Source organism: Photobacterium sp. GJ3 (genome assembly GCF_018199995.1).
GTDB lineage: Bacteria > Pseudomonadota > Gammaproteobacteria > Enterobacterales > Vibrionaceae > Photobacterium.
In genome coordinates, this window is record NZ_CP073578.1 from 1860695 (window position 1) to 1878848 (window position 18154).

The following is an 18154-nucleotide window of genomic DNA, read 5'->3' on the forward strand; positions in this document are numbered from 1 at the left end:
CGAATCAGTCCGACAGCGGCTGCGCTGCCAGTGACGGGGCAATCTCCTGCAATGCGCGCCCCCCGAGCAAAAAAGCCAGATTGCTGTTGGTCTGGTTCAGATCCGTGGTCAGCCGGGCCAGTTCAGTTTCAATAGCCAGCGCATCGCTGGCAGCCAGAATCACCTCGCTGAACTGCGCCGTATTGTTCTGATAACCCCGCTCCACCGCCTGAGTGCGCGCTTGTGCCTGAGGTAAAAGACTCGACTGATACCGGGCCAGCCTTTGCTGCTGATTCGTGCGATCGGCCACCAGCGCATTCACCCGGGCATTCATCTGCGCAAGGATCAGATCTTTCTGTGATTTGGCGGCTCCCACCTGATACTGGGCCGCAGCCTGCTGGCGATCCTGACGGTTGCCGGTAAACAACGGCAGATCAACGGTCAGAAAGGCACTCAGCAGATCCGACGCGGGTTCACCCCGCATATTGTTGGCCTGGCGGTAGCCATACATCACTTCGACCCCGAATTGCGGCTGATAGGCTTCGCCCGCGATTTCTGCCTGCGTTTCGCTGGCCGCAATGGCGGTATCGGCGACTTTTGCCAGCGGATGCGTATTGAGGAATGAAAAGTAATGGCGGGACTGGCGCTCAGCGTTCAGCATGGCGTCCAATTCCTGCCAGGAGAGATCATGATTTACGATGAGGCCCGACGTTGCCGCTAACCAGTCTGCACCCAGCCACTCAGACATCTGAGCGATCAGGTTCCGCTGCTTTTGCTGATTGGCCTGGATCTTGTCGTCCAGTGATGTCACCTGAAGCTGCGCTTTCAGCAGATCCTGTGCTTCACTGGTTCCGATGGCGTAGTTGGTTTCAATAAAGCCAGCCAGTTCCGACATCAGTTGCCGGTTCTCACGCAACAAGCGTTCAGCCGTCTGCTGATAGCCCAGTTCCAGCCAGAGCTGGGTGACTTGATTGGCAACATCCCTTTGTCTGACAAGGCGTTGCCAGTCAATGCCATCCGCCTGCTGGCGTACTTTTCGGGCCTGAAGTGCGAGCGTATCGCCCCGTTCAAACTGCTGCATCAGTCCGACGGAAATATTCGTCATCGGGTCTTCATCAAACTGAAAACTGTCGACAGGCAACCCGCCGACACCGAATTTCAGCTTCGGGTCCATCTGAGTTGCGCTGGCAATTGCCGTCTCACGCAAGGCGTCAGACTGGGCTGTCAGCTGCTTTTGGCTGGCATCGTTGACCAGCGCGAGCGCGATCAGGGTCTGCAAAGAGACCCGCTGAGTCTCGGACTGAACAGCAAAGACGACTGTCCCGGTTGCCATCACAGGCAACGACATCAGCCCGAGCGTACTGAAGCTCAGTACGATCATGGATAGTTGTTTTTTCACTTCTGAATCCACTCTGTTTTTGTTGACTGCCGGACAGCGGCAGCAAAACAACATTCACTGCCAACGTGGTATGTGCAGTGTTACCCGGAGTAAAAGCTGGATTCAGGCGATGGGAGGACGGTACAGCGACGACGCTGTCGAGACCGCAGCCACAACGGCTTCGGTGGGTCGCAGTGCCAGTTGGCTCAGGAGATTGAAAGGACGATAAGGCGCAGGCAGCACCATGGCCGTTCCGCACAACACGGTGCAGCAGGGATGAGCATCTTTATCATGCTTGCAGGGGCCGCTCACGTTGTCTTGCGGCGGCTGTGCGTGCCTGTCATGGCTGCCGGATGCATGATGGTGCGCGTCGGACGTCATGCTGCCTTCAGGCTCGGCATGATGAGGCATGCCTGCACAATGTATCATTGCGGTTGAAGATTGCGCTGGGGCAGACAAACTGTCACTGATCATGCTGATCGCCATCAGCGATGCACTGTTCGCCACACTCGACACCAGAAGTGTCAGTGCAGTCAGCAGTGTGATCCAGATTGTCCGGTTTGAATTCCGACGCATCATCAGCCTTAAGCAGTTACAACGGCATCACCATAAAGCTTCCCCTAGGGGGAAGGTCAATATTGATGAACTCATCTTCTGTAAAAAATGGACAAAGGACAAAAAAGTGCAAGCTGTTCAGCCACGAGACTGGTGGTTTTACGGCTGATTCTCAGCACTGTGACAGATTCGCGTCGCGATGAGGTCCCATAGAGACCATCATCTGAAGAAGGATTAGCTGAGGATCGGATATGAAAAAATGGGCAGTTCCTACCTGGGCGCTGGTTGCCACTGGGCTTCTGCTGAATATTCTCTCGGCCCTGATGACCAACTTTTATATCGAAGGGACAACGGTTGAAGCGAACCGTCTGGTACAGCAGCAGCATGGAAACGACAAGCTGATCAGCCTGACCTGGCAGCAAATCGAATCGCTCGAGCAGAAAAAAGAGCTCGTCCTGATTCTGGTTTCAATATCGGAAACCAGTCAGGCAAGTCTACCGGTATCCGTCGCCCAAGAGTTACAGCGCCAGCTGGAACACTGGCAAGTGTCGATCCCCGCAGCCCTGTCAGCAGAAAGCGTCCAGCACACCATGACAGCGGTCAATGCGGAGCAGGCCCTGCTCAGAGACAAAATCAATCAACTCTTTATTGATAATCTGGCCCTGAATTCAGAGTACGCCCAGCGTATGACAACCATCTCCGGGTTGAGAAGTTTGGCTCTTTTTCTGCAAATTATCGGACTCGCGCTCATTCTTGCCCGGGATCTCAGCTGGCGGCAGGATCGGAATGAGTGAGTCTGTCGTCATGTGTCATTGCAGTTAAAATAACCTTTGGTCGTTCCCGTGCAGGCGGAAACTCATGTAAGACAATGATTTTAAAGTCATTCGTCGTTCCCACGAAGGCGAGAACCCAGTGACGTTCATGCGCGGGAATGACGGTAAGTGGTTGAATTTAAAATCATTCGTCGTTCCCGCGCAGGCGGGAACCCAGTGACGTTCATGCGCCGAAGCCTCGTCTGAGCGCTGTGAACAGTTCTACAGAATAACTGTACTTTGCTGGGATTTGATCTGTGCAATGGTGTTCTGAACGCGCTTAGAGCCCAGCGCTTTATGGATTCCCGCCTGCGCGGGAATGACGATAAGTAAATGAATTTAAACATATTTGTCGTTCCCGCGAAGGCGGGAACCCAGTGACGTTCATGCGCCGGAGCCTCGTCTGAGCGTTGTGAACAGTTCTACAGAATGACTGAACTTTGCTGTGATTTGATCTGTTCAATGGTGTTTTGAGCGTGCTTTGAGCCCGGCGCCCTATGGATTCCCGCCTGCGCGGGAATGACGGTAAGTAAATGAATTTAAAGTCATTCGTCGTTCCCGCGAAGGCGGGAACCCAGTGACGTTCATGCGCCGGAGCCTCGTCTTCGCGCTATGAACAATGCTGCAAAATGGCTGAACTTTGCTGGGATTTGATCTGTGCAATGATGTTGTGAACGCGCTTTGAGTCCGGCGCCCTATGGATTCCCGCCTGCGCGGGAATGACAGTAAGTAGATGAATTTAAAGTCATTCGTCGTTCCCGCGAAGGCGGGAACCCAGTGACGTTGATGCGCCGGAGGCTCGTCTTCGCGCTGTGAACAGTTCTACAGAGTGGCTGAACTTTGCTGGGATTGTATCTGTGCAATGATGTTGTGAACGCGCTTTGAGTCCGGCGATCTATAGATTCCCGCCTGCGCGGGAATGACGGTAATCGTATGAATTATATAAAATTTGTCGTTCCCGCGAAGGCGGGAACCCAGTGACGTTGATGCGCTGAAGGCTCGTCTGAGCGCTGTGAACAATGCGACAGAAAGACTGAACTTTGCTGCGATTTTGTCTGTTCAATGATGTTTTGAACGCGCTTAGAGCCCAGCGCTTTATGGATTCCCGCCTGCGCGAAAATGACGGTAAGTAAATGAATTTAAAATCATTCGTCGTTCCCGCGCAAGCGGGAACCCAGTGACGTTCATGCGCTGAAGCCTCGTCTGAGCGCTGTGAACAATGCGACAGAAAGACTGAACTTTGCTGCGATTTTGTCTGTTCAATGATGTTTTGAACGCGCTTAGAGCCCAGCGCTTTATGGATTCCCGCCTGCGCGAAAATGACGGTAAGTAAATGAATTTAAAATCATTCGTCGTTCCCGAGAAGGCGGGAACCCAGTGACGTTGATGCGCTGAAGGCTCGTCTGAGCGCTATGAACAATGCTGCAAAATGGCTGAACTTTGCTGGGATTTGATCTGTGCAATGATGTTGTGAACGCGCTTTGAGCCCTGCGCCCTATGGATTCCCGCCTGCGCGGGAATGACGGAATTTTGCATTGACGGTATCAAAAGAAATCACAACCCCAGGGAAAAATTCATGGATGAATTTTTAGGGTGTCGGCGCCGGGAGCGCCTACAACCGGCCCGGACCACACGAGAGAAACAAAAGGCATTTCTGGATACTCTTTGTGCCAGCAAAGAGTATCTGGCGCGCATTAAAAAATGCTGCATTAGGCACTGTTCTCAAGCGCGACATACCCGCACAACTTTAGACATGCAAGCGCTGAATGGATTCCCGCCTTCGCGCAATGCTGATCGTTTAAGGAAAATTAAGGACTTGAACGATCCTTAATTTCGAGCAAACTATCGGTTCAACTGAAAGGAGCCTGTATGTTTGCTGCTGAATTAGAAGACTTTTCTTCAAGCTACCCACTCAAGAATGATTATTTAGAGGTGTTAAATGCTCACTTGCCCTTTGAGTGGGTCAACAATGCCTTGAGCATGACATCTCATGCTACGGTCAGGCGTCGCAAAATTCAGCCGCAAGATATCCTCAGGCTCGTGATTGGAATGTCTTTGCTTAGGCAAGAGTCTATCCATACGGTCGCTGAGCAATTAGCTTTAAATTCCAAACAGTTAGATAATGCACTGCTGTCTGCTAAAAGCTCATTAACTGAGGCTCGTAAAAGGTTGGGCGTCGAGCCCATTCAGTGGCTCTTTCATCAAAGCGCCAGTCACTGGTCAGAACAAGTTGAGGTCGATAAATGGGAAGGTCTCAGAGTTTATGCCATTGATGGTACCCAATTCCGTGTAGAAGATACGCCAGAATGCCGAGAGCATTTTGGCTCTGCAAACACGGCTTCCGAGTACCAGTCCGGCTATCCAGTAATGCAGTTGACCTGCTTAATGGATACCGCTTCGCGGTTGATCCTTAAAGCAGCAGCCGGACCTTATCGAGAGGCTGAAATCACGCAAGCATCACAGTTGGTGGATGATATCGACGATCACTCAGTCCTGCTGATGGATAAGCTCTATCATAGTGCTGAGTTGCTTCATCATATTGAAAGTCGAGGTCATGATCGCCACTGGGTGACACCATTGAAGAAAGACATCAACTTTGAAATCGTGGATAAATACACGGATAACGACTGGTTGGTGAAACGAAAGCTAAGCCCCCATGCGCGTAAACAGTCACCATCATTACCGCAAGAGTGGCACTTTCGGGTCATCCGCTATCAATTTGAAGGCTTCCCGGAACGCTTTCTCGCGACATCGTTACCGAAAAGTCAGTATGATGCCGCTAAAATTATCGAACTCTATCATCAGCGTTGGGAAATTGAACTAGGATATCGTGAAATTAAATGCACGATGCTCCGCAAAGCCATTGCCTTAAGAAGTAAGAAAATTACTTTGGTCTACCAGGAATTATACGGGCTGTTACTTGCTTATAATTTGATCCGTTACGAAATGGCTCTAGCGGCAAAGGAGGCGAAAGTTAGCCCTCTAAGAATCAGCTTTAAACTCGGTTTTAAGGTCGTTTTGTATGATTATACAGCGATATGCCAGACGAAAAACTTACAGTCGATACCAGCACGACTCAAAGATTTAACGGATACTCTGAAAGATCTGATTCTCCCCAAGCCAGACCGCCCAAATTATGAAAGGGCGGTCAAGATGAGGCCGAATAAATATCCGTTAAAAAGCAACAGAAAAAAGAAGGAATCCTCTTAACCGAACAGCATTGCGCCTGCGCGGGAATGACAGTAAGACGATGAATTTAAAGTCATTCGTCGTTCCCGCGAAGGCGGGAACCCAGTGACGTTCATGCGCTGGAGCCTCGTCTGGGTGCTGTGAACCGTTCTACAGAGTGGCTGAACTTTGCTGGGATTTTATCTGTGCAATGATGTTGTGAACGCGCTTTGAGTCCGGCGATCTATAGATTCCCGCCTGCGCGGGAATGACGGTAAGTGGTTGAATTTGAACATATTCGTCGTTCCCGCGAAGGCGGGAACCCAGTGACGTTCATGCGCCGGAGCCTCGTCTGAGCGTTGTGAACAGTTCTACAGAGTGGCTGAACTTTGCTGGGATTTTATCTGTGCAATGATGTTGTGAACGCGCTTTGAGCCCGGCGCCCTATGGATTCCCGCCTTCGCGGGAATGACAGTAACCATATGAATTGTATTAGATTTGTCGTTCCCGCGAAGGCGGGAACCCAGTGACGTTGATGCGCCGGAGCCTCGTCTGAGCGCTGTGAACAGTTCTACAGAATAACTGTACTTTGCTGGGATTGTATCTGTTCAATGGTGTTTTGAACGCGCTTTGAGCCCGGCGCCCTATGGATTCCCGCCTGCGCGAAAGTGGCGGTAAAATGATGAATTTAAAGTCATTCGTCGTTCCCGAGAAGACGGGAATCCAGTGACGTTCATGCGCCGGAGCCTCGTCTGAGCGCTGTGAACAATGCTGCAAAATGGCTGAACTTTGCTGGGATTTGATCTGTTCAATAATGATTTTCGTGTGTTTGTAGCCCGGCGCTCTATGGATTCCCGCCTGCGCGGGAATGACGGTAATCGTATGAATTATATAAAATTTGTCGTTCCCGCGAAGGCGGGAACCCAGTGACGTTGATGCGCTGGAGCCTCGTCTGAGCGCTGTGAACAATGCGACAGAAAGACTGAACTTTGCTGCGATTTTGTCTGTTCAATGATGTTTTGAACGCGCTTAGAGCCCAGCGCTTTATGGATTCCCGCCTGCGCGGGAATGACGGTAATCGTATGAATTATATAAAATTTGTCGTTCCCGCGAAGGCGGGAACCCAGTGACGTTGATGCGCTGGAGCCTCGTCTGAGCGCTGTGAACAATGCGACAGAAAGACTGAACTTTGCTGCGATTTTGTCTGTTCAATGATGTTCTGAACGCGCTTAGAGCCCAGCGCTTTATGGATTCCCGCCTGCGCGAAAATGACGGTAAGTAAATGAATTTAAAATCATTCGTCGTTCCCGAGAAGGCGGGAACCCAGTGACGTTGATGCGCTGAAGGCTCGTCTGAGCGCTATGAACAATGCTGCAAAATGGCTGAACTTTGCTGTGATTGTATCTGTTCAATGATGTTGTGCATGCGCTTTGAGTCCGGCGCTCTATGGATTCCCGCCTGCGCGGGAATGACGGTAAGTAAATGAATTTAAAATTATTTGTCGTTCCCGCGAAGGCGGGAACCCAGTGACGTTGATGCGCCGGAGCCTCGTCTTCGCGCTATGAACAATTCTGCAAAATGGCTGAACTTTGCTGGGATTTGATCTGTGCAATGATGTTGTGAACGCGCTTTGAGCCCGGCGCTCTATGGATTCCCGCCTGCGCGGGAATGACGGTAATCGCATGAATTATATAAAATTTGTCGTTCCCGCGAAGGCGGGAACCCAGTGACGTTGATGCGCTGGAGCCTCGTCTGAGCGCTGTGAACCGTTCTACAGAATGACTGAACTTTGCTGGGATTTTATCTGTGCAATGATGTTGTGCATGTGCTTTGAGCCCTGCGCCCTATGGATTCCCGCCTGCGCGGGAATGACGGAATTTTGCATTGACGGTATCAAAAGAAATCACAACCCCAGGGAAAAATTCATGGATGAATTTTTAGGGTGTCGGCGCCGGGAGCGCCTACAACCGGCCCGGACCACACGAGAGAAACAAAAGGCATTTCTGGATACTCTTTGTGCCAGCAAAGAGTATCTGGCGCGCATTAAAAAATGCTGCATTAGGCACTGTTCTCAAGCGCGACATACCCGCACAACTTTAGACATGCAAGCGCTGAATGGATTCCCGCCTGCGCGGGAATGACAGTAAGTAGATGAATCATATAAATTTTTCAGTTACGACATAAGCGGGAATGACAGTTTTTTGCTTTGACGGTATCAAAAGAAATCACAACCCCAGGGAAAAATTCATGAATGGATTCCCGCAAAGGCGGGAACCCAGGTAATAAATTGATTTAAATGACAAAACCCACCTCAGGCCAGCCAGAGACGCGCGAGCATCCCCATTGGCGTGGTGATACCACTGGTGATGGATTCAACTTTGCCATCCCGGACGATGAAGATCGTCGGGGTGAAAGCCACACCCCACTGGCGGCCCAGCACATTATTTGGATCGTTCACATTCGGAAAATCCAGCGCTTTATGCTCGAAATATCGCTGCAACTTTTCATCCGGTCCGGATGAGAGCGAAATCCCGACTGTCGGATAATACTGGCTCAGCCAGTTGACACTCGGCGTCACAAAACGGCAGACACCACACCAGGTGGCCCAGTAATAGACCAGCACGGGCTGGTCCTGACTCAGCGCAGCCAGATCAACTGGCTGGCCGTGAATATCTGTCGCTTTCAGCGTAAAAGGCACATCATCCGGTACAGACTGGCTTCGCCAGAGATCTGCCGCCACGGTCACCCCCGTCAGCAGCACGGAAAAGAACGCAATTTCCCTGAGCCACTTTTTCCAGCCTGTCGCTTTCGATGTCGTTTGCTCAGCCATGTTCCGCCTCTCCTTTGGCCTGCTCAATCGCCTGCATCACTTGTTCACTGGTATAAATTACGGGCAGCGGGATCCCTTCCGGGGCCGCGGGTCCGTACACAATATTAAACGGCACACCAAATCGTCCATAGGATTGTAAATACGACGTGACCGTATCATTCGGGATGGTCCAGTCACCACGGATCCGGACCATGCCCGGCTGCTGAAGTGCATCATAGACAGGTTGCTGCAACAGCACTCTGATTTTGTTCGCTTTACAGGTGATACACCAATCCGCAGTGACATCCACAAACACGGTATTCCCCTGCGCAACGGCCTGATCAATCGCCTGAACCGACAGCGGTTGCCATTCGAGTTCCGGTGGCAACGGTGTTGCCCATCGATCAGCCGTCATACTGCCCATCAGCAGCACTGCAGCCCCACCCAGCAGGAAGACACTGCTCAGAACACCCACAGATTTTCCGCCATAAACGCGCACGCTACGCCAGAGAATCCCGGCAACCGCCACGAGCCCGGTCAGCCACAAGGTCCAGATCGGCCAATGGGGAGACAACAGCGTCAGCAACCAGACTGTGGTCGCCAGCATCATCAGTCCAAACACGACCTTCATTTTCCCCATCCAGGCACCGGGTTTAGGGAACAGGCGCACCAGAGACGGGAACACCGCAATCACAATCCAGGGCAGTGCCATGCCGAGTCCCAGACCGGTAAAGATCCACGCCAGTTGGAGATAACTGCCCGCCAGCGCAAAAGCCACCGCCGTGCCCAGAAATGGCGCCGAACACGGGGTAGCCAGAAATGTCGCAAACATCCCTTGCGCGAAATGTCCGCTGTAGCCATTTCCGTTCCGGGTGCCCAGCCAGGTGCTGAGTCCGGAGGGTAAACGAATCTCAAACAAGCCCAGCATGTTGGCGCCGAAAATCAAGGTCATGCCCGCCATGAGCGCCAGAAAGCCAGCACTCTGAAACTGAATCCCCCAGCCAATCACCTGACCGGAAAATTTCAGCACACCCAGCACCAGTGCAATCAGCCAGAAAGCACTGACAATCCCACCGGATGATGCCAGAAACTGCCATCGAATCTGACGCTTTTCCTGATGTTCTGCGGTCAGCACGGTTGACAGCTTCATCCCCAGAACCGGTAATACACAGGGCATGATATTCAGAATCAACCCGCCAACCAGCGCCAGACCAAACATCACCAGTACGCTGGTTTGTGTCGCTGATTGAATGACTCCGGCTTCAACCTGGACCGGATATTCAGCCAGCATGGCCTGGTCTTTCACAGTCAGCCGGACAGACTGGCCACTGAGATCGGGTTCACCAAACCAGCTGGACACACGAAATACCGCCGTCAGCGTATTCCCGTCGATTTGCACACTGGGTTTGGCGAAGCTGCTGTCTTTCACGGCATCGGTATCACCATCGATAAAAGCATCCGGCTCTTGCCAGCCTTGCGGGCTGGTCAGCGTCACCTGTAACTGTTGCTGCTGTGTATCCCAGATGGCCCGAACCGATTCAGGCGCGGCAGGCGCCGCCGGGACCAGACTCATCGCCTGTGCATAGCGGCTGACCTCAGGGCCGGATGGCTGTAGTTCCGACGGAATAAATGACAGATCAACCGGATAATCGGTGATCACGCAAACGGTGGAGCAGGATGACAAACTCAGGTTTGCCAGCAGAATCACCGGTTGCGAAAAGTCTTCGACCGTCAGTGTCATCGGGAAGATCACATCCCCGGCATAACCAATGGTTTCCACACCGAGCACGTCATAGCGCTCCGGCGCTGGCCAGTGCCAGGACAGATCGCGCAGGTTGGCAGAATCCTGCCAGTTCATCGTAGGGGCGACACCGCCTTCACCCGGGGATCGCCAGTACGTTTTCCAGCCCTTGGCTAACCGGACTTCCAGATAACCTGCCACCGTGCCCTGCGACGGATCAGTCTGGCCCGTCAGCACAAAACGTGTTTCCACCGGTGGATGTTTGGGATCGCTCAACCAGGGCGTACTGACTGGCGCCGCCTGAATGGCTGCAGCAAACCACAAACACAGGCCCAGCCACCCGAAGCGGAACAGGCGTAATATTAAGAGGGAGTTACTTCGCATTTTCTTTCCTATATGAATTCACAAGACACATTCTCTGAAGGGTTCAGGAGACGGATCTGTCATTCACGGAAAGTACAAAACTGAAGGTGTAATCGTCGTTTGGGAACCTTCGGCTCCCGAAAAGGCGGCGGAGATATCCGGCTGGCACCAAAGAGTCCGGCAATCAGCAGCAACAGACCCAGCACCGGCAGGAAGAATAAATCCAGCTGTTGCCATTGCATCTGCACTAACTGGCTGGAGAGCTCACATTCAGACGCTGAAGTGGCCTCGGAAGTCTGAGTGTCCTGCTGCACCATCGCCACATGCTGTACCGCAGACGCCCCATTCGGACACATTGACAGCAGACCGAGATTTTTCGTCAGACACACCAATATCACCCAAAGCGTCAGCATCAGGGCGTAGCGGGCATTTGTCGGATGTTGCAACAATCTCTGCATGTCGATGGTGAACCGGAAACGATAGCCGTTGGACGCTGGCGCGCCGTAAAAGTTTCAAACGGAAGGCAAGATAGCACGAACCCGTCGAACCGGATAAGTCTCCGTCTGTTACAAGACGTATCCGTTGCCGCACACCGGACTACACCGACATCCGCCCCATACCCGGCTCTTCTTTAGGATTCAGGCCATATTCGTTCTCGCCGGGCTGACCGTCCTGTACAAAAAAGATCACCAACACAATGAAGCCAAGAATGGGCACCAGCACCAGAAGCATCCACCAGCCAGAGCGGCCAATGTCATGCAATCGTCGTGCGCCGACGGCCAGAGAAGGCAGCAACACGGCAAGCGAATAAATGCCACCCAGCATCCCTGTTCCATCCTCAGCACCGGGGGTCTGCAGCAGATGATCCACAATCCCCAACGCCAGCGTAATGATCAGATTGATCAGGAAGAAGTACCAGTATTCCTGTCGTTGTGCGCGTCCTGAAAACACCGCGTACTTTTTCAGCGCATATAAATACCAATTCATGCTCTGCCCCCAGTACATTTACACTCAATTATAGGAGGCAGATCACAATCAAATCGGTTTTGTCTTTAAAAATAATGAGAAATCGCCTGATAGGCTTGCCGGAGATGCTCGATCAGCATGCGAATTTTTTGTGACGGTTGCCGGGTAAACGGATAGACCGCATAGATCCCTAACCTTTTCCCGACCCGATTCGGCAACAAATCCACCAGCGTGCCCGCCATCAGATCGTGATACACCAGACAACGCGGCATATAAGCAATGCCATACCCTGCCAGCGTCGCTTTTCGCAACGCGGCGGCATTATCTGTCGTGAAGTTCCCGCTGATTTTCAGGGTGTAACCCTGCCCCTGTTCATCCAGAAACTGCCATTCGGCTGCGCCCGTCGACTGATAAGCATACTGCAGACAATTGTGGCGAAGTAAGTCTTCCGGGGACACCGGTTTGCCCTCGCGACGGCAATACGCCTCGGAGGCACAAACCACCCACTGTGAGTCAATCAGGTGCCGGGCAATCAGGCTGGAATCTTCCAGATAGCCGGTGCGGATCACCAGATCGTATCCCTCGCCGACCACATCGACGAAACGGTTTTCCATCGACATCTCAATGGTAATTTTCGGGTGCTGATGACAAAACCCCGCGACAGCTTCTGCCAGCAGTAATTCGCCGGAAATTGTCGGCACCGACATTTTGACGTGTCCGCTCAGACTTTCGCCAAATCCGCTCACGGCATCCACCGCTTCTGCAGCGGCCTGTTTCACATGCTTTGCGCCCTGATACAGCACTTTACCGGCTTCACTCAGGCGGATGCTGCGCGTGGTCCGGAAAAGGAGCTGTACGCCAAGCTCATCTTCCAGCCGGGCAATATGCTTACTCACCACAGACCCGGTGATCCCCAGATTTTCGGCCGCTTTACTGAAAGAGCCATCTTCAACCACCTGAACGAACAGGATCAGATCATCTGTTTTTATCATCGAATTCAATCAAATTTGGAAGGAATGAATTTCATTATTTCCATTTATTGCAAGAAAAGAAAGCGATAGGGTTCACAACCGATTCACAAAAGCACCCCATCAATGAAAAGCTGAGATCACAAACAGCCGCTGCGGGTGATCAAACGCTACACTTGAAACATCCTGATGTTTCATAAATAAAAACAAAGCATTTCACTGATTTCAGCCTCCGAGCAAGGGCAACTATGACAGACATTCACCAGCAACTCCTTTCGCGCCTTGAACCTGTTCTGGACGCCACACAAATCATCACCGATGAAGCCAGACGACTCGCCTATGGCACCGATGCCAGTTTTTACCGGATGGTGCCCCAAATCGTACTCCGGCTAGACAATCTGTCTCAGGTTCAGCAGGTCATCGCCCTCTGTGCCGAGCTGCACGTTCCCTACACATATCGCGCAGCGGGCACCAGCTTGTCCGGACAGGCCGTGTCTGATTCTGTGCTCATCACACTGAGCGATCAATGGCGCGGGCATCGCATTGAAGCAAACGGCCTGAAAATCACACTTCAGCCGGGCGTGATTGGTGCCGATGCCAACCGTTACCTGGCCCCATTCGGGCGTAAAATCGGCCCGGACCCGGCCTCGATCAATACCTGTAAGATCGGCGGTATCGCGGCTAATAATGCCAGCGGCATGTGCTGCGGGACGGCGCAAAACTCGTTTCGGACTGTGAATGGCATGACTCTGCTGCTTACTGACGGGACAGTGCTGGATACCCGGGATGAAGCAAGTACCGCAGCCTTTCACCAAAGTCATTCACACCTGCTGGCCGAGATTGAAGCCCTGCGGGACGATGTCCAGGCCAATCCGGCACTGAAAGAAAAGATTCAGCATAAATATCGCCTGAAAAACACCACAGGTTATGCCCTCAATGCGCTGACGGATTTTCAGGATCCCATCGACATCATTGAACACCTGATGATTGGCTCTGAAGGCACCCTAGGGTTCATTGCCGATATCACTTACAACACCGTTGAAGAACATCCGCATAAGGCCTCTGCCCTGCTGGTGTTCGACAGTATTGAAGAAGCCAGCGAAGCCACCGCTGTGCTGGCCAGAACGCCTGTTTCTGCCGTGGAAATGATGGATGGCCGGGCCATGCGGTCGGTCGCGGACAAACCCGGCATGCCCGAGTTTATCGCCCGGCTGGATCTGGAAGCGGCGGCCTTGCTGGTGGAAAGCCGTGCAGGTTCTGAAGAAGCGTTGCTCAGTCAATGCGAAACCATCATGCACAGCATGGCCGCATTCACCATTATTGAGTCCGTCCCCTTCACCTCGGAACCCACCACGGTGAACACACTCTGGGCGATCCGGAAAGGCATGTTCCCGGCGGTGGGGGCGGTGCGGGAAACCGGCACCACGGTCATTATTGAAGATGTCGCGTTTCCGGTGGCCGATCTCGCCAAAGGCGTCCGGGATTTACAGGCCCTGTTTGAACAGTTTCGCTATGACGAAGCCATCATTTTCGGCCATGCGCTGGAAGGAAACCTGCACTTTGTCTTTACGCAGGGGTTCGACACTCAGACAGAAATTGATCGCTATGGCGCGTTTATGGATGCCGTTGCGGAACTCGTGGCCGTGAAATATCAGGGGTCGCTGAAAGCCGAGCACGGGACTGGCCGGAACATGGCCCCGTACGTTGAACTGGAATGGGGAAAAGATGCATATCAGCTGATGCAACGCATCAAGCGTGTGTTCGATCCGCAAGGCCTGCTCAATCCCGGCGTCATCATCAACGACAATCCCAAAGCGCATATTACTCACCTGAAGCCGATGCCAGCCGCAGATCCACGGGTTGATCGCTGTATTGAATGTGGTTTTTGTGAACCGGTCTGTCCGTCCCGGACGTTGTCTCTCTCCCCGCGACAGCGCATTGTGTTGTACCGGGAGCTGCAGCACCGCCGCAGACAAGGCCAAACAGCTGAAGCCAAAGCACTGGAGGAAGTCTTCAACTATCAGGGGATCGATACTTGTGCTGCAACCGGGCTCTGCGCAGAACGTTGCCCGGTTGGCATCAATACCGGGGATTTAATCAAGCAGCTGCGCACCGAAAAATATCAGCGTTTTACACCCATTGCCCGCTGGACGGCCAATCATTTCGCCACCACCACCCGACTGGTAAAAACCGGACTGGGCAGCGCACACTCAGCGAAGTCCCTGCTGGGTGAAGCACGTCTGACCCGGATCAGCGATCGCCTCCATCGTCTGAGCCAGGGCCGGACGCCACAATGGCTGCCCGAGCTGCCCATGATGAACCGGCATCAACTCAGTCAGGCGAGCAGCACTCAGTCGCACGGCGAGCGAAAGATTGTCTACATGCCGTCCTGCGCCAGCCGGACCATGGGCCAGCAATCTGACAACCCGGACACGCGCTCCCTGACAGAAGTGACATTGTCACTGATTGAGAAGGCCGGCTTTGATGTGATCATCCCGGAAACAGTCAATGATCTCTGCTGCGGGATGCCCTACGACAGCAAAGGGATGCAGGCACCGGCACGTCAGAAAATCAGTCAGCTCGAGGATTCGCTCTGGGAAGCCAGTCAGCATGGCCGCTATCCGGTGCTGATCGATACCAGCCCCTGTGCCAAGCGAAGTCTGGAACACTTCACCAAACTCATGCACATCGTTGAGCCGGTCGGTCTGGTGCTGCACTATCTGATGCCGCATCTGACGCTGAAACGAAAACAGGAAACCATCATGCTCCATATCACCTGCAGCAGCCGCCGCATGGGGCTGGAACATGAAATGATAGAGCTGGCCAATGCCTGCGCCAGCCGAGTGGTTGTGCCGGAACATATTCAGTGCTGCGGCTGGGCCGGTGATAAAGGCTTTACAACCCCCGAACTGAACGCGGCATCCCTGTCGCCCCTGAAAGCGCAAATCCCGGATGAATGCACTCGGGGCTTCAGTAACAGCCGAACCTGTGAAATTGGCTTATCGCACCACAGCGGTATTCCCTACGAGTCGATTCTGTATCTCGTCGACGAAGTGGCACACTGACCCACCGAGGATAGATTGGATGATCATGCACGGGTGAGTAAACATGCTCACCCGGATGCATAATATTTCAATCCACGAGAATAAATGCTCACCTGAAAGTGTTAACCAGCGCTCATTTCTCACCCTTAAGACAGTCATTTTGAGGGGCGAGCACTAATATCAGTAATGCCTTTAGGTCTTACAGGTAAAGAAAAAACCCGCCAATGACACTTCATTTGGCGGGTTTATTATTTGTGATTTTACAATCATTTAACCTGAAAGAAGCTCACCTGCTCTCTCACGTCCTGGCTGACGCGCTGCATGTCGTCACTGCACTGAACCGTATCGGACGCAATGGCTGAGGTTTTATCCGACAGGGCCTGGACTGTGTGAATATTCTGGCTGATATCTGCAGCCACTGCGCTCTGCTCTTCAGCAGCCGTGGCGATTTGCTGGGTCTGCTCATTCACTTCGTGGATCATGTTCATGATGTCGGCCAGCAGCTGATTGGTTTCAGCCATGCGAGATTCTGCCTGATCCGCCTCTGACGTGCTGTCGGCCATCATATCGACAGCACTGCCGCATGCCTGTTGCAGCTGAGTCAGCATCTGCTCGATTTCATTCACCGAAGTTTGAGAGCGTTGTGCCAGGCCGCGAACCTCGTCGGCGACCACAGCAAAACCACGGCCCTGCTCTCCGGCACGCGCGGCTTCAATGGCGGCGTTCAGTGCCAGCAGGTTCGTTTGTTCCGCAATCCCGCGAATCACTTCCAGAATGCTTTCAATTTTTCTGGATTCGCCATGCAGGTCATTCACCACACCAGACGTTTCCTGCAAGGTGGACACCAAGCGCTGCACGACGGACTGGGTATGATTGGATGACTCAATCCCCCGCTGGGCCAGTCCCATCATTTGATCGGAAGCTCGGGCAGAATCCGAGGTGTTGGAAGCAATGCTCTTACTGGTTGTCGACAACTCTTCAATCGCGGTAACCGCCAGAATGGTATGTTCCGACACTTCCCCGGCAGCAACCTGAATATTGTTGTTGGCTTCCTGAAGGATCCGACTGTTCTCCGCCACCAGGCTGCTGGAACTGACAATGCCGCCCAGGGTGTTTTTCAGACGCTGGACTGTACTGTCGATGGCACGGCTCAGCACAGACACTTCATCTTTACCGGGGACATCTGACAATACATCCAGATGACCGCTTGCCAGCGCTTCCGCGGTTGCTTTCACCCGGTTGATCCCTTTGACCAGTCCACCCGCGATCCATTGGCTCAATACAAAAGCAATCACCACAGCCAGTAGAATAGAAATATAGAAGACGATATTGGCGTTGCTGATGGCCGCCACGGTGTCGGCATTGGCCTGAACAGCCCGGTCATTACTGGCCTGTTCTATCTGGTCAAACTGAAGGTTCAGCACTTCATAACTATCGACAAAGGCTCTGAACACCGGATAAGGGGCCTGATGATTGGGTGAGTTTTCCATGTCGCTGACAAACTGCCGGGTATTGTTCTGGTAGGTCTGGAGTTTGTCTTCAAATGATTCCAGTAACTGGGGATCGCCACTGTAATTTGCCTTCAGTGCCTTCACCAGCTCAGGGGTTTTGGACGTGTTTTCGTCGATAATTGCGCGAAACTCTGGCACCTGTTCCAGCAGGCCGAGCAGATACACCACCTGCAACCCTCTGACGTTGCCAATGATGTCTGCCTGCGCCTGACGAATCTGGCCGATCAATAACGACACCTGATAATTATGCTGATAAAACTGATTGAAGTTATTGCCAATCCGATCATTGGCCGATTTGATGAAAAGCATGGCAATCACGAACAACAAAGAGACCGCACTGCCGAGCACAAGAATTTTGTTGCGAATCGATAAATGACTTAACTGCATGAAAGTATCCCAACAACCGATTGACTGATAGTAGTGTTCACAAACTATTCACAAATTGAACACCGAAGGCAATAAAATGCTGCAAGAGAATGCCATAATGCCACTCAGGCTCAAATTTTTGCATAAAACTTATCAGGAAGTTTAAATTTGAGTTGAAAGTCAACATTTTCTCTACTTCACCAATGTATACAATTGCAAGTGAAACCAGACACCTATATTCGTGAGTCCTGTGAACATGGATCTGACACACGACCTATTTCATGCTTTCTGGCATCAGTACAAATGTCATTGAAGTGAAATAAATCACCGACGATGCAGTTTGGCGGTCCGTGATGGCGAGAGACTCATCCCAAAAATCGTCGCTCTTTTTGGCATTGATTATCGCTGTCAGGCATAGTTAATCTCATTTTCGAAATCTTAATTCCTGCTATTTCAGGCTTTTACGCTATGTATCAGCCACTTACTCCGACGTT

13 protein-coding genes are annotated in these 18154 nt (G+C 52.3%); 5 read left to right on the plus strand and 8 right to left on the minus strand.

Going from position 1 to position 18154, the window contains the following annotated elements; translation table 11 throughout:
* Window positions 1-4: 4 nt before the first annotated feature.
* Complete coding sequence (locus tag KDD30_RS08315; protein ID WP_211649738.1) at window positions 5-1360, minus strand: TolC family protein; 1356 nt, start codon at window positions 1358-1360, stop codon at window positions 5-7.
* 120 nt (window positions 1361-1480) lie between these two features.
* Window positions 1481-1768 (minus strand): hypothetical protein, encoded by a 288-nt coding sequence (locus KDD30_RS08320; RefSeq protein WP_211645377.1) that lies wholly within the window; start codon window positions 1766-1768, stop codon window positions 1481-1483.
* On the opposite strand from KDD30_RS08320, the gene KDD30_RS08325 reads away from it, so the two are divergent.
* The 4 genes from KDD30_RS08325 to KDD30_RS08340 all read left to right on the plus strand — a co-directional run bounded on the left by KDD30_RS08325 (window position 1767) and on the right by KDD30_RS08340 (window position 5934).
* The gene (locus tag KDD30_RS08325; RefSeq protein ID WP_211645378.1) at window positions 1767-2081 is read left to right on the plus strand and encodes a hypothetical protein; all 315 of its coding nucleotides are present in this window, start codon (window positions 1767-1769) and stop codon (window positions 2079-2081) included. The genes KDD30_RS08320 and KDD30_RS08325 overlap by 2 nt on opposite strands.
* Before the next feature lie 82 nt (window positions 2082-2163).
* Complete coding sequence (locus tag KDD30_RS08330) at window positions 2164-2706, plus strand: hypothetical protein (RefSeq protein WP_211645379.1); 543 nt, start codon at window positions 2164-2166, stop codon at window positions 2704-2706.
* 1594 nt (window positions 2707-4300) lie between these two features.
* Entirely contained in the window at window positions 4301-4555 is a 255-nt protein-coding gene (locus KDD30_RS08335) for a hypothetical protein (protein WP_211645380.1), read from the plus strand.
* A 38-nt stretch (window positions 4556-4593) separates the two neighbouring features.
* Window positions 4594-5934, plus strand: a complete 1341-nt coding sequence (locus KDD30_RS08340) for an IS4 family transposase (RefSeq protein WP_211645381.1) — start codon at window positions 4594-4596, stop codon at window positions 5932-5934.
* Between the two features lie 2269 nt (window positions 5935-8203).
* Here KDD30_RS08340 and KDD30_RS08345 read toward each other — a convergent pair.
* The 5 genes from KDD30_RS08345 to KDD30_RS08365 all read right to left on the minus strand — a co-directional run bounded on the left by KDD30_RS08345 (window position 8204) and on the right by KDD30_RS08365 (window position 12760).
* The gene (locus KDD30_RS08345) at window positions 8204-8722 is read right to left on the minus strand and encodes a protein disulfide oxidoreductase (protein ID WP_211645382.1); all 519 of its coding nucleotides are present in this window, start codon (window positions 8720-8722) and stop codon (window positions 8204-8206) included.
* A complete protein-coding gene (locus KDD30_RS08350) occupies window positions 8715-10826 on the minus strand; it encodes a protein-disulfide reductase DsbD (protein ID WP_211645383.1) in 2112 nt (703 codons plus the stop codon). Before KDD30_RS08350 ends, KDD30_RS08345 begins: the two co-directional genes overlap by 8 nt.
* 59 nt (window positions 10827-10885) lie before the next feature.
* The gene (locus tag KDD30_RS08355; protein ID WP_211645384.1) at window positions 10886-11251 is read right to left on the minus strand and encodes a hypothetical protein; all 366 of its coding nucleotides are present in this window, start codon (window positions 11249-11251) and stop codon (window positions 10886-10888) included.
* 151 nt (window positions 11252-11402) lie between these two features.
* Window positions 11403-11792, minus strand: a complete 390-nt coding sequence (locus KDD30_RS08360) for a DUF805 domain-containing protein (RefSeq protein WP_211645385.1) — start codon at window positions 11790-11792, stop codon at window positions 11403-11405.
* A 65-nt stretch (window positions 11793-11857) separates the two neighbouring features.
* On the minus strand, window positions 11858-12760 hold the full coding sequence (locus KDD30_RS08365; RefSeq protein WP_211649740.1) for a LysR family transcriptional regulator: 903 nt from the start codon (window positions 12758-12760) through the stop codon (window positions 11858-11860).
* A 227-nt stretch (window positions 12761-12987) separates the two neighbouring features.
* Between KDD30_RS08365 and KDD30_RS08370 the strand changes: the two genes are divergently transcribed.
* Window positions 12988-15804: an FAD-binding and (Fe-S)-binding domain-containing protein gene (locus tag KDD30_RS08370; protein WP_211645386.1), complete on the plus strand. Its 2817-nt coding sequence runs from the start codon at window positions 12988-12990 to the stop codon at window positions 15802-15804.
* 245 nt (window positions 15805-16049) lie between these two features.
* Here the strand turns inward: KDD30_RS08370 and KDD30_RS08375 are convergent, their stop codons facing one another.
* A complete protein-coding gene (locus KDD30_RS08375; protein ID WP_211645387.1) occupies window positions 16050-17681 on the minus strand; it encodes a methyl-accepting chemotaxis protein in 1632 nt (543 codons plus the stop codon).
* Between the last annotated feature and the right edge of the window lie 473 nt (window positions 17682-18154).